Below are 12163 nucleotides of genomic sequence, written 5' to 3'. Positions count from 1 at the left end.
GGCCGGACCCGGACCGCGGCCGGCACCCGGCCGGGCGGTCAGGCGCCGGCGAAGTGCTCGCGCACGAGCGACTGGACGACGGGCAGGTCCTGGGCGATCAGCGCGTCGAGCAGCGCGGTGTGTTCGGCGGCGTCGGCGAGGAGATCGGCGCGGCGGGCGGCGGGGTTGTTCTCCAGTGGCCACTGGGAGCGGCGGTGCAGCTCGTCGGCGACCGTCACCAGTTGCTCGTTGCCGCAGAGCCCGAGAACCGCGCCGTGGAAGGCCCGGTCGGACTCGGCGTAGCTCGCCCGGTCGCCGACGGCCGCGGCGGCCACCGTGGCATCGGCCAGCGGGCGCAGGGAGCACCAGGTGCCGGGCGGGACGGTACGGGCCAGCCGCAGCATCACGGGGACCTCGATCAGGGCCCGCACCTCGGCCAGCTCGGCGAGTTCGCGCGGGCCCCGCTCGGACACCCTGAACCCCCGGTTCGGCACGACCTCGACGGCGCCCTCGACGGCCAGCTGCTGCATCGCCTCGCGGACCGGGGTGGCCGAGACCCCGAACCGGGCGCCGAGGGCCGGAGCGGAGTAGACCTGGCCCGGCACCAGCCGGCCGTCGACCAGCGCGGCGCGCAGCGCCTCCAGGACCTGGCCGCGAACGGAGTGCCGCTGCACCGCCGGCCGCGGGGCGGGCGGCTCGCTGTGGGTGTGCTCGCCGCGCGCCTGTTCGGGCACCCGGACGACCGCCGGGGCGGTCGCGGGGGCGGCGGTCCCGTACGCCTCACGCGCTCTGCCCTGCTCCACTCGGACCTCCTCGGCCTGCCGTGGGCGCGGCTCGCGTGCGCCATGCCCCTTGTGCACGATAGGCGCAGGACGCCGCAGTTCAAACATCGATCCGTTCGGGTAAGGTAAGGCTAACCTGCAAACGGTCGCGATTCGGTGGTCCCTGCATGACACTCCCCGCCCTGCTCCCCGGCACCACGGCGTCCGCCGTGACGGACGCGTACGCGCGCCTCGCGGAGGTCTTTCCCGGCCTGCGTGCCCAGGTGCTGACGGACGGCGAGACCGCCCCCGGCGGTGCCGGCTGGGTGGGCGCGGCCGAGCTCGCGGCCGGGGGCGCGGCGCTCGACGCCTTCCTCGACTGGGACCACGCCCAGGTGGTCCGGGACTACGGGCAGCAGCCCCGCCCCGACGTGGTCGCCAGCTTCGGACTGCACCGCTACGCCTGGCCCGCCTGTCTGCTGGTGACGGTGCCCTGGTTCCTGCACCGGCGGGTGCCCCGGGTCCCCGTCGCGGATGTGTCGTTCCAGCGGGCACTGGGCCATCTGACCCTCCGGGTGAAGGAGTTCGCCTGCCTGCCGGACGATCCCGCCGCGGTACTGCCGGGCGCCCGGGTGGTGCCCGACGAGGCCGCGCTGCGGGCCGAGGTGCTGGCGGCGGTGGCCGACCACATCGGGCCGGTGCTCGACGGCTTCGGACCGCGGATGCGGCGCGGCCGGCGCGCGCTGTGGGGCATGGCGACGGACGAGATCGTCGAGGGCCTCTGGTACGTCGCCCATCTGCTCGGCGAGGAGCGGCGGGCGATGGCGGAGCTGGAGGCGCTGCTGCCGGGCACCACGAAGCCGTACGTCGGGAACGCGGGCTTCCGTGAACTGACCGGGCCGAACGGCGAGTCGCTGCCCACCCGCGACCGGGCGAGCTGCTGCCTCTTCTACACGCTGCGCCCCGAGGACACCTGCGTCACGTGCCCTCGTACCTGCGACGCCGACCGCGTGCGGAAGCTGACACCCGCTCACTGATCAACACCACTCGCGCGAGTAGTACAATTCGAACGCAACTCATCGGCCGCGTACAGTCATTCGACCGGATCCCCGTCATCCGTACGCCGTGCCGACCCAATGGCGTTCTCTTGCCCCGAAACCCCCGTGCGCATGAGGGGGTTTCGGCAATCATGGCGCCCGAAATGCCCTACGCAATGCAAGGGACCGCGCATGAGACTGACCGACATATCGCTGAATTGGCTGCTTCCGGGCGCCGTGCTGCTCGTGGGAGTCCTGGCGGCGGTGGCGGTGGTCGCACGCGGCAAGCGTGCCGCTGACACATCCGCGGCCGACGACAGCTGGGAACGCAGCGAGGAGCGCCGCAGACGCAAGGAGGCCATGTACGCCACCGCCTCGTACGTCCTGCTGTTCTGCTGCGCGGCGGTCGCCGCCGCGCTCTCCTTCCACGGGCTCGTCGGCTTCGGCGAGCAGAACCTCGGCCTCTCCGGGGGCTGGGAGTACCTCGTCCCGTTCGGCCTCGACGGGGCGGCCATGTTCTGTTCCGTACTGGCGGTGCGCGAGGCCAGCCACGGTGACGCGGCGCTCGGCTCGCGCCTGCTCGTATGGACGTTCGCCGGTGCCGCCGCCTGGTTCAACTGGGTGCACGCGCCGCGCGGGATCGACCACGCGGGCGCCCCGCACTTCTTCGCGGGGATGTCGCTCTCGGCGGCCGTGCTCTTCGACCGGGCGCTGAAGCAGACCCGCCGGGCCGCGCTGCGCGAGCAGGGCCTGGTGCCCCGCCCGCTGCCGCAGATCCGGATCGTACGGTGGCTGCGCGCCCCCCGGGAGACCTTCGGCGCCTGGTCGCTGATGCTGCTGGAGGGCGTACGCACCCTGGACGAGGCGGTCGACGAGGTACGTGAGGACAGGCGGGAGAAGGAGCAGAACCGCCTCCGCAGGAAGGACCAGGAGAAGCTGGACCGGGCCCACATCAAGGCGCTGAACCGGCAGAACCGGGCCTGGCGCCGGGTCGGCCGGGGCGGCACCCAGGTGGACGTCCAGGCCCTCCCCGCCTCGCCGGGCTCCGCGCAGTCCGTCGTGGAGCCCGCCATATCCGAGCCGGGACAACTGCCTCTGCGCCCCCGGCCATCCCTGCAAGCCGTGACGGGTCCGAGCACCGGCGGCTCGGACCGGAGCACCGGTGATCCGGTCACCGTCGACCTGACCGCCGAGGACGACACCCAGGCGCTGCCCCGGCTCGATTCGCTGGAGCAGAAACTGAAGGATCTGGAGCAGCAGTTCGGCTGAAGCCGGCAAGCCCTGACGGCCCGGTACCTTCCGGTCCGTCAGGGCTTTTCGCTGTCCCGGTGCCGCTCTTGACGCCGGGTCAGGCTCCTTCGCCGTCCAGTTCGAACCAGACGACCTTGCCCAGTGCGTGAGCACCGACGCCCCAGGCGTCCGCCAGGCTCCGTACCAGGAGCAGCCCCCGGCCGTGCGTACCGTCGTCGGCGTCCGGTACGTACGACAGCGGCAGTCCGGACACGAAGTCCCGCACTTCCACCCGCAACCTGGCGGGCGCCATGCTGACCGTGACGACCGCGCCGTGCGGGGTGTGGATCAGTGCGTTGGTCACCAGCTCGCTGAGCAGGAGCTCCGCCACCTGAGCCGGCTCCTCCTTCCACCGGTAGCGCAGGAACTCCCGTAACGCGCCTCTGACTTCGCTCACGGACGCCAGGTCGGTGCGGGCCAGTCTGCGGTGCAGCCGGACCGGCCGCCGGTCCCGCGACCCCCGCTCGTGTGCCCCCGGCTCGTGCGCGGCCTCGCCCTTCATGGAATCGGCATCTCCCTGACGCTCCATCGTCTCCCCCGCCCGCACAGTGCATCGCCCCCTGCTCGTGGTCCCGGCTTCCCCGGGTGTGTGCTGCTCGTCGGACTCCTTCGCGGAAACACGTTCACCGGGATGCATGCCCCACAGACGGGCCGCCACGCTTGTCGACTCATCAATAAGTGAACAGAGGAGCGGATCCGGCCCGCGGACCTCCGGACATCTGCACGTCACATTTCCTACCCCCGGGTTAACTTCCAAAAAATTCACATCGGTTGGCGTTGACGGGACCATGTCTACGCGCGTCATCATGGTGGCTATGCGAATCCCCCCACGGATCACCACGCTCGGTGGCGCAGCCGCCCTCCTGTCCGCCCTGCTCGTCGGCGGCCCGGTCACCGCGGCCACCGCCTCGACCCCGTCCACCGATTCGGTGGGCAGCATCTGCTATTCGGCGCTGCCCTCCCAGGCCCACGACACCCTCGATCTGATCGACGCGGGCGGACCGTTCCCGTACTCCCAGGACGGCACCGTCTTCCAGAACCGGGAAGGCGTCCTGCCCGGCCAGAGCACCGGCTACTACCACGAGTACACGGTCATCACGCCCAACTCCCCCACCCGTGGCGCACGTCGGGTCGTCACGGGCGAGCGGTCGCAGGAGGACTACTACACCAGTGACCACTACGCCACCTTCGACCTGATCGACCAGGGCTGCTGAAGCCCGGCCCCTCCGGACCGATCCGCGCCGTAGCCCCCCACCTGCGGCGCGGATCAACGGACCCGGAGAAGTGGATGGACTTGTACCCTCCACCCATGACCGTGACCTATGTGATCGAAGGCTCCCGGGTCACCGGCCTGGAGCAGTTCTGGACAGTGATCGGCGAGGCGGTGAACGGACCGGGCGGGTATTTCGGCCGCAACCTCGACGCGCTCGCGGACTGTCTCGGCGGTGGCATGGGCACGCCTGACGACGGCGACTTCACCTTCGAGTGGCGGGACCACGCCGCCTCCGCGCGGGCCCTGGGCCACGAGGAGACAGCACGGCATCTGCGGCAGAGCCTGGACCGGACTCACCCCACGAACCGGGCGGCGGTCCAGCAGCGGCTGGACGAGGCCCTGGCGGGCCGGGGCCCGACCCTCTTCGATCTGATCGTGGCGGTCCTGACCGACGGTGCGGCCCCGGACAGGCTGCTGCTCTCGTGAGTCCCGCGCCGTGACCGGTGGACGCCGGCCGGCGTGACGGCGCCGGCCGGCCGAGCGGCATCACCACTCGGCCGGCCGACACCATGGGGGTCGTAGGGATCAGAACTCGGTGGTGACCTTGGCGCCGTCGAACGCCTCGTTGCCGTAGAGGCTGATGAAGTGGTAGCCCGGCGCCGGGTTGTTGATGGTCAGGGTGTGCTCGTTGCCCGCCCCGGCCGACTTGTCGGTGTTGACCTCGGTGGTCGCCCAGTCCTGCGAGCTGTAGTAGAGGTCGGCGTCACCCGTGCCTCCGGACGAGGTGATCTTCAGCTGGGTGGTGCCGGCCGGGATGACGACGGCCAGGTAGGCGTAGTCGCCCTTGACGGCCTTCAGCCCGCTGCGCATGCAGTTCCGGTCCAGCATCCTGGTGTCGGCGGCCTTGCACTCGGTGATCTCGCCGGGCGGGTTGGTGGACCCGCCGCCGCAGGCACCGGCCGCGCAGGCGGCCAGCCAGGTGTTCCAGTCGGCGTCGTAACGGTTGCCGATGGTCGACGTGAGCAGGGTGCGGGCACCGTCCCAGTCACCCTTGCGGTAGAGACCGAGCAGGGTGTCGACGTCCGAGCGGTGGGACTCAAGCATGTAACGGACGGCCAGGTAGCCCCAGTTGTACACGCGGGTCTGGTCGGCGTTCTCATAGGTGGTGTCGAACAGGGTACTCAGGGGGTAGGTGCGGTTCGCGGCCTGGGCGATGGCATCGTCGTAGGTGACCTTGCGGTACGAGTAGGAGACGAACTCCGCGAAGCCCTCGACCCACCACACGGTCGGCGTGGTCATTCCGGCCTCGAAGTCGCCGTACATGTCGAAGCGGCCGTCGAGGTAGTGCGTGTACTCGTGGTTGAGGTTCCAGATCTGGAAGTCGGGACGGGCCCACTCGGCCTCGTAGGCGATGAACCGGGGCTGGTTGCCCTCGGCCTTGGGGTCGCCCTCCAGGTACATGCCGCCGTTGTTGGTGTCGATACCGAAGATCACGCCGGCGTAGGTCTGGTAGTCAGCGCTGGAGTCGAAGGCGATGACCTCGATGGTCTTGTTGTTGTCATCGGCGACCGCGCCGTTGTCCCGGGCCACCTCGTGGAAGTAGGAGTCCTGGTTGTTCAGACTGGTACAGCTGGCCTCCAGCTCCGCCGCAGCCATGTCCTGCGCCCGGATGGTGATGCTGTCGCTACAGGTGTGCTTGACCGGCAGGACGGTCTTCTCAAGACGCTCCGCGAGGTTGCAGGCGTCGTACTTCGCGCAGTTGTCCTTGTCGTAGGCGTCGACCATCTTGGCCAGGTTGACCCAGAGCGGGGCGGTGGGACCGTCGATGGAACTCTTGCCCATCAGGTCGATCGCCGGCGGGCTCGCCTTGTCGCGCAGCGAGTCCTCCTTGAGGAAACGACCGAGCTCCAGCCCCGCGTTGGCGGCCAGGAACGAATTCTTGGTGCCCAGCAGATCGAGGTGGTTCGCCGCGAAGTCGTGCAGCGAGGTCAGCACGCTGGGGTCGGCCTCGACGGCGGTGATGAACTCCGGCACCTGGTGACCGCGGAACATCACCGTGTACACGCTGTTCACGGCGTTGAGCATGTACCACGAGTCGTTGTACGACTCGTCGTAGCCGGCCAGCATCTTCTTGACGATGTTCAGGTAGCGGGCGTTCTGCTCGGCGCTGTCGACGAGGATGATCGCCTCGGACAGGCTCTCGCCGTTGGCGTCGGTGACGTCGAAGGCGTGCGAGGAGCCGAAGAAGCCGTCGAGCGCGCCCTGGATGGCCGTGCGCAGGCGCGGCCCGTACTCCCCGACGGTGTCGGGGTCGTAGTACTGGACGAAGTAGCCGGCCCGGAGGAACAGAATCAGTTGGGGCATGCCGGTGCTGTCGTCACCCGGGTAGGAGGCCGACGCGTCGCGCATCGCATCGGCGACGGTGACCATCTGGTCCTCGCGGAAGGCGTTGTAGCCGTCCTGGCCCTGGATGCGGAACAGCGTGTTGACGCAGTCGGTGGTCGCCGCCTTGACCTTCTCGACCAGGGCGCTTCCGGTGTTGTTGGTGAAATCGGTGATGTTGCACTCGGCCGCGGCCCTGCCGAGCTTCTTGGCGCGGCGCTTCTCGGCCTTCATCGAAGGTGCCTGGTGGCTCGGAAGCGCGGTGGCCTGGTCGTCGTAGTCCCGCTTGAGCGCGTCCTTCGACGCGGACAGCGGCGGCTGGTCGGCGGCTTCGAGCGGCTTGCGCCGGACGTGAGCGGCATCGTCGGCGGGTGCCGTCAGCGACTCGGCGGTGGGGCCGCCGGGCTCCTCGGTCCGGGGTTGTGCCCCCTTCTTGGCGGTGTCCGAGGAGTGGGGGGTCACGGTCGACACGGCGGGGTGTCGCTCGACGGCCTGGCTCGGTGCCGTGAACAGTCCCACGCCCAGGCATGCCGCCAGGACCACAGTGGACAATCCGGTTATCTTCTCTCGAACCCTCGGGTTCTTCACGTGCCGCCTCCCAGCGGAGTGGTGACCGCGCGACAGGGCGCGGCTGTGGGGGAATGCAAGGGGCCGGAACGGGACGGGTCCGACTGCACTCACGTCGTGACATGAACACGCGTCCTGCCCTCTTGCGCGCTGTACAATGGCACATGTCACATGTTCTTTGGAACCCCTCTCGCGCACATTCATCCGCGCGACAACTTCTCGTCGCAGCACGGGACATGACACGTGGCCCGAGCGCACCGGCCGCCATCACCGGCTTTCGACCATCGCGCCACCCACCACCGCGTCCCCGGAGAGCCGGAATCCCGGCCCCGGTCCCGGCCCCACAGAGCCCCCGAGGAGCAATGCCCGTGTCCCGTTCCTTCTCCGCGCCCCGCACCGGCAGCCACGACCTGCCGGTGTCACCCGCCCTGGACGCCTTCATGGGCACCGGGTGGGCCGAGTCCCCGCTGCCGGAGGACCTTCGCGTCCCCTCCATCGGCGCCACCCCCGCCCGCCGCGCCCGGCTGGCCGCCCGCTTCCCCGGTGAGCGCCTGATCATCCCGGCCGGTGCGCTCGCGGTCCGCTCCAACGACACTGACCACCGCTTCCGGCCGCACACCGGATACGCCTGGCTCACCGGCCTCACCGGCGAGGACCAGGCCGGTCACGTGCTCGTCCTGGAACCGGACGGCGACGAGCGGCACGAGGCGGTGCTGTACCTGCGGCCCCGGTCGCCGCGCACCGGCCAGGAGTTCTACCGTGACCGCAGATACGGCGAGTTCTGGGTCGGGCGCAGGCCCGACCTGGCGGAGGCGGCCCGGCTGACCGGCATCCGCTGCGCGCATCCGGATGCCTGGGAGAAGCTGCTCACCGGGCCGCAGCCGCCGGTCCGGGTGCTGTCCGGGGTCGACCCGTCCGTCGATGAACTCCTGCGTACCTGCCGCGCGTTCCCGCTCGGGCGCTCGGCACCGGCCGGGCTCGAAGCGGTGCTCAGCGAGCTCCGGCTCGTCAAGGACCCCTGGGAGGCCGGACAGTTGCAGCAGGCCGTCGACGCGACGGCGGTCGGTTTCGAGGACGTGGTACGAAGCCTGCCGCAGGCGCTGCGCCACCCGCGGGGCGAGCGCTGGATCGAGGGCGTCTTCGATCTCCGGGCCCGGTCGGAGGGGAACGGACCGGGCTACGCCACGATCGCCGCCGCCGGAGCGCACGCCTGCGTGCTGCACTGGACCCGCAATGACGGCCCGCTGGAACAGGGGCAGTTGCTGCTCCTGGACGCCGGGGTGGAGACCGACTCGCTCTACACCGCCGACATCACCCGCACCCTGCCGTTGTCCGGCCGCTTCTCCCCGGTGCAGCGAACGGTCTACGAGCTGGTGCTGGCAGCACAGGAGGCCGGCATCGCGGCCCTGCGTCCCGGGGCGCGGTTCCGCGACTTCCATCTGGCCGCCATGCGGGTCATCACCGAGGGGCTGCACGAGTGGGGCGTGCTGCGGATGTCGGTGGACGAGGCGCTCGACCCGGACAACGGCTTCTACCGCCGGTACACGCTCTGCAGCAGCGGTCACATGCTCGGCATGGATGTGCACGACTGCGCACAGGCGCGCGCCGGGGCCTATCTGGACGGACTCCTGGAGCCCGGTCAGGTACTGACGGTGGAACCCGGGCTCTACCTCCAGCCCGACGACGAGACGCTGCCCCAATCGCTGCGCGGGATCGGGGTGCGGATCGAGGACGACCTCGTGATCACGGCCGACGGTGCCCGTCTCATGTCGTCGGCGCTGCCCCGCACCGCCGACGGCATCGAGGAGTGGATGGCCACGCTACTGGAGTCCCGGGACTGAGCCAGGACCCTGCGCACCGTTTCAACGACTGCCCGTCGGGCGGTCGTTGAGCGGCGCGTCGAAACGTCCGGCGGCAGGATCCTGCAAGGGCTCCATGAGCCCAGGGCTCCGGGAGCCGCGTGAGCCGCTTGAGCCCAGGGCTCCTGGGGCTCCTGGGGCTCCTGGGGCTCCTGGGGCTCCTGGGGCTCCTGGGGCTACGCAGCCCCCGGACGGAATCGGCGGATCAGGCCTCCGCGGCCGGCAGCGACACTCTTCGGATCCGCTCGCCTTCCGCCGCGGTCTCGGCGGCCTCCTCCTCGGCCCAGAGATTTCTGACATGTGACATATGCGAGAGCATGCATCTCTCGGCACGCTCCGCGTCGCCCGCGATCAGAACGTCGAGCAGCTGGGCGTGCTCCTCGGCCGATGTGACCAGCAGACCGGACTGGTCGAGCCGGTTGAGTCCGAAGAGACGCGATCGCTTGCGAAGATTGCCGACCTCCTCCACCAGGCGGCGGTTTCCCGCCAGGCCGAGCAGTTCCAGATGGAAGCGGCGGTCGGCCTCCAGGTAGCCGATGATGTCGTGCTCGGCTGCGGCCGCGACGATCGCCTGGGCCAGCGGACGCAACGCCTCCAGCTCCCTGGTCCGGCCCATCCGGGCGATGCGGCCGATGGTGGGGACCTCGATCATGACCCGCAGCTCGGTGAAGTCGTCGAGGTCCTGTTCGGTCAACTCCGTTATCCGGAAGCCCTTGTTGCGCACCGCTTCGACCAGGCCCTCGCGTGCCAGGTCGAGCATGGCCTCGCGCACCGGGGTCGCGGACACTCCGAAGTCGGCGGCGAGCGCGGGGGCGGAGTAGATCATGCCCGGCCGGAGGTCGCCCGCGATCAGGGCCGCCCTGAGGGCATTTGCCACCTGGTCACGCAAGTGCTCCTGCGCGGAGATGGCGTTGAGCGTCGTCAGGCGGGCCATATCTGTTCCTCCAGCGCCGTGCGGGGCCTCAGAATACAATGGCACGATTCGGTCAGGGCCCATCGCTCCGAGGCTGTGGACAACTCGCTCAGGGCGCCGAATCACGGTGCACCGCGGCGGCGACGGCGAGGTCCTCCCAGCCCATTCCGACGCTCTTGAAGAACCGTGGTCCCCCGAAGCCGGCCGGTGCTCCGCCGGGAGCGCGTCCCGTCACCAGTTCGGCCAGGTTGGCGTGGATGTCCTCGGCCCGGAAGGCTCCCTCGGCCATCGGGACCAGCAGGTCGCCCGCCTCCGACAACGCGGCCGACCGCGATTCGACGACGACGGCGGAGCGTGCCACCAGAGCTGTGTCGACCTCCCGGGCATCGGGGGTGTGGGAACCCACCGCGACGACCGTCGCGCCGTCCGGCACCAGGTCACCGTCGAACAGCGGGACGGCGGAGGTCGTGCAGCAGAGCACCAGATCGGCCGTGGCGACTTCACGGTCGCCGGGCGCCTGCGCCGTACGGGCGTCCACGCCGAGGCGGCGGGCGTGCGCCGCCAGTGCTTCGGCCCGGTGCGGGGTGCGGCCGACCACGGTGACCCGTTCGACCTGACGTTCCGCGAGCACCGCGTCGAGGTGTCCGTACGCCTGGGGGCCCGTCCCGAAGAGCACCAGATGATGCACGACGGGGCCGGTGAGGTGGCGGATCGCGAGAGCGGACACGGCCGGGGTGCGCAGGGTGGTGAGCGCGGCCCCGTCCAGCAGGGCGAGCGGCAGCAGGGTGGGTGCGTCGAGCAGCAGATAGCTTCCGGTGATCCGGGGCAGGTCGCGGGACGGGTTGTCCGGGGCCACCCCGGCGATCTTCACGCCGGTCACCTGCTGTGTGGTGGCGGGCATGATCAGCAGCTCCCCGCCGGGCACCGTGACATGGTGCCGGGCGGGGGCCGTCTCCGGATCCAGTCCCCCGCTCAGCGCCGCCTCCAGTGCGTCCACGGCTCCGGTGGGTCCCAGGGCCTGGATGTCGTCGGCGCCGAGCAGGGGGAGGTTCACAGCAGGAATCCTTCGGGGAAGGGGTCGGACGGGTTCAGGAAGAATTGTGCGGTACCGGTGATCCAGGCGCGGCCGGTGACGGTGGGGACGACGGCCGGCAACCCGCCCACGGTGGTCTCCTGGACCAGGCGCCCGGTGAACGAGGTGCCGATGAACGACTCGTTCACGAAGTCGGTGTCCAGGGGGAGTTCACCGCGTGCGTGCAGTTGCGCCATGCGTGCCGAGGTGCCGGTCCCGCAGGGCGAGCGGTCGAACCAGCCGGGATGGATGGCCATCGCGTGCCGGGAGTGGCGGGCGTCGGACCCGGGCGCGACGAACTGCACGTGCTTGAGACCGTGGATGTCCGGATCCTCGGGGTGGACGGGCCGCTCGGTGGCGTTGACCGCGTCCATCAGAGCGAGTCCGGCGGCCAGGATGTCGTCCTTGCGGGCCCGGTCGAAGGGCAGCCCCAGGTCGGACAGCTGCACCATCGCGTAGAAATTGCCGCCGTAGGCGAGGTCGTAGCGCAGCGCCCCGTGGCCGGGCACGTCCACCGTCCGGTCGAGCGCGACGCTGAACGCCGGAACGTTGGTCAGGGTCACCCCGGTCGCCGCGCCGTCCTTCACCTGTACGTCCACGCTGACGAGCCCGGCCGGGGTGTCCAGCCGCACGGTGGTGACGGGTTCGGTGACCTCCACCATGCCGGTCTCCACCAGAACGGTCGCCACCCCGATGGTGCCGTGCCCGCACATCGGCAGATAGCCGGAGACCTCTATGAACAGGACGCCGTAGTCCGCGTCCGGCCGGGTGGGCGGCTGGAGGATCGCGCCGCTCATCGAGGCGTGGCCGCGCGGTTCGTACATGAGCAGGGTGCGCACGGCGTCCCGGTGCTGCTGGAAGTGGAGGCGCCGCTCGGCCATCGTCGTACCGGGGATGGTGCCGATGCCTCCGGTGATGACCCGGGTGGGCATGCCCTCGGTGTGTGAGTCGACGGCATGGAAAATGTGACGTGTCTGCAAGGCTCCCCCTGGTTGGTCGGGTCGGACACGAAGAACACTGGAAGCGGACGGAACGGGTCTTGGCGAAAGGGGCCGGGCCGCGCGCTCCGTCCGGGCGTACGGCCGGCCCC

Annotated in this window: 11 protein-coding genes; 5 read left to right on the top strand and 6 right to left on the bottom strand. The window is 70.4% G+C overall.

Annotated features, from left to right (window positions below):
- Positions 1-38: 38 nt before the first annotated feature.
- Positions 39-782: a GntR family transcriptional regulator gene (locus ACGF8B_RS09055; RefSeq protein ID WP_392736167.1), complete on the bottom strand. Its 744-nt coding sequence runs from the start codon at positions 780-782 to the stop codon at positions 39-41.
- A gap of 146 nt (positions 783-928) precedes the next feature.
- Here ACGF8B_RS09055 and ACGF8B_RS09050 point away from each other — a divergent pair, with 146 nt between their 5' ends.
- Complete coding sequence (locus ACGF8B_RS09050; protein ID WP_392736165.1) at positions 929-1777, top strand: (2Fe-2S)-binding protein; 849 nt, start codon at positions 929-931, stop codon at positions 1775-1777.
- 192 nt (positions 1778-1969) lie between these two features.
- Positions 1970-3046 carry a DUF2637 domain-containing protein gene (locus ACGF8B_RS09045; RefSeq protein ID WP_392736163.1) on the top strand — a complete coding sequence of 359 codons (1077 nt, stop codon included), beginning with the start codon at positions 1970-1972 and terminating at the stop codon, positions 3044-3046.
- Between the two features lie 79 nt (positions 3047-3125).
- Here ACGF8B_RS09045 and ACGF8B_RS09040 read toward each other — a convergent pair whose 3' ends face one another.
- The gene (locus tag ACGF8B_RS09040) at positions 3126-3569 is read right to left on the bottom strand and encodes an ATP-binding protein (protein ID WP_392736487.1); all 444 of its coding nucleotides are present in this window, start codon (positions 3567-3569) and stop codon (positions 3126-3128) included.
- 313 nt (positions 3570-3882) lie between these two features.
- Between ACGF8B_RS09040 and ACGF8B_RS09035 the strand changes: the two genes are divergently transcribed.
- On the top strand, positions 3883-4281 hold the full coding sequence (locus tag ACGF8B_RS09035) for a ribonuclease domain-containing protein (protein WP_392736161.1): 399 nt from the start codon (positions 3883-3885) through the stop codon (positions 4279-4281).
- Positions 4282-4376: 95 nt separating this feature from the next.
- On the top strand, positions 4377-4766 hold the full coding sequence (locus ACGF8B_RS09030) for a barstar family protein (RefSeq protein ID WP_392736159.1): 390 nt from the start codon (positions 4377-4379) through the stop codon (positions 4764-4766).
- Between the two features lie 99 nt (positions 4767-4865).
- Here ACGF8B_RS09030 and ACGF8B_RS09025 read toward each other — a convergent pair whose 3' ends face one another.
- On the bottom strand, positions 4866-7250 hold the full coding sequence (locus ACGF8B_RS09025; protein WP_392736157.1) for a M9 family metallopeptidase: 2385 nt from the start codon (positions 7248-7250) through the stop codon (positions 4866-4868).
- A 341-nt stretch (positions 7251-7591) separates the two neighbouring features.
- Here ACGF8B_RS09025 and ACGF8B_RS09020 point away from each other — a divergent pair, with 341 nt between their 5' ends.
- The gene (locus ACGF8B_RS09020; protein ID WP_392736155.1) at positions 7592-9070 is read left to right on the top strand and encodes an aminopeptidase P family protein; all 1479 of its coding nucleotides are present in this window, start codon (positions 7592-7594) and stop codon (positions 9068-9070) included.
- Positions 9071-9293: 223 nt separating this feature from the next.
- Here the strand turns inward: ACGF8B_RS09020 and ACGF8B_RS09015 are convergent, their stop codons facing one another.
- The 3 genes from ACGF8B_RS09015 to ACGF8B_RS09005 form a co-directional block, all read right to left on the bottom strand.
- Positions 9294-10022, bottom strand: a complete 729-nt coding sequence (locus ACGF8B_RS09015) for a GntR family transcriptional regulator (RefSeq protein ID WP_392736153.1) — start codon at positions 10020-10022, stop codon at positions 9294-9296.
- Between the two features lie 88 nt (positions 10023-10110).
- On the bottom strand, positions 10111-11055 hold the full coding sequence (locus ACGF8B_RS09010) for an ornithine cyclodeaminase family protein (protein WP_392736150.1): 945 nt from the start codon (positions 11053-11055) through the stop codon (positions 10111-10113).
- On the bottom strand, positions 11052-12053 hold the full coding sequence (locus tag ACGF8B_RS09005) for a proline racemase family protein (RefSeq protein WP_392736149.1): 1002 nt from the start codon (positions 12051-12053) through the stop codon (positions 11052-11054). Before ACGF8B_RS09005 ends, ACGF8B_RS09010 begins: the two co-directional genes overlap by 4 nt.
- Positions 12054-12163 lie beyond the last annotated feature (110 nt).

Source organism: Streptomyces sp. NPDC047917, assembly GCF_043204345.1.
GTDB lineage: Bacteria > Actinomycetota > Actinomycetes > Streptomycetales > Streptomycetaceae > Streptomyces > Streptomyces sanglieri.
Note: the sequence above shows the minus strand (reverse complement) of the source record. Positions and strands in the feature narration are given on the sequence as shown.

Excerpts from the sequence above, each read along its gene's own strand:
- ACGF8B_RS09035 (WP_392736161.1), top strand. The coding sequence starts at position 3,883 with ATGCGAATCCCCCCACGGATCACCACGCTCGGTGGCGCAGCCGCCCTC.
- ACGF8B_RS09020 (WP_392736155.1), top strand. The coding sequence starts at position 7,592 with ATGCCCGTGTCCCGTTCCTTCTCCGCGCCCCGCACCGGCAGCCACGAC.
- ACGF8B_RS09040 (WP_392736487.1), bottom strand. The coding sequence starts at position 3,569 with ATGAAGGGCGAGGCCGCGCACGAGCCGGGGGCACACGAGCGGGGGTCG.
- ACGF8B_RS09030 (WP_392736159.1), top strand. The coding sequence starts at position 4,377 with ATGACCGTGACCTATGTGATCGAAGGCTCCCGGGTCACCGGCCTGGAG.
- ACGF8B_RS09050 (WP_392736165.1), top strand. The coding sequence starts at position 929 with ATGACACTCCCCGCCCTGCTCCCCGGCACCACGGCGTCCGCCGTGACG.
- ACGF8B_RS09015 (WP_392736153.1), bottom strand. The coding sequence starts at position 10,022 with ATGGCCCGCCTGACGACGCTCAACGCCATCTCCGCGCAGGAGCACTTG.
- ACGF8B_RS09045 (WP_392736163.1), top strand. The coding sequence starts at position 1,970 with ATGAGACTGACCGACATATCGCTGAATTGGCTGCTTCCGGGCGCCGTG.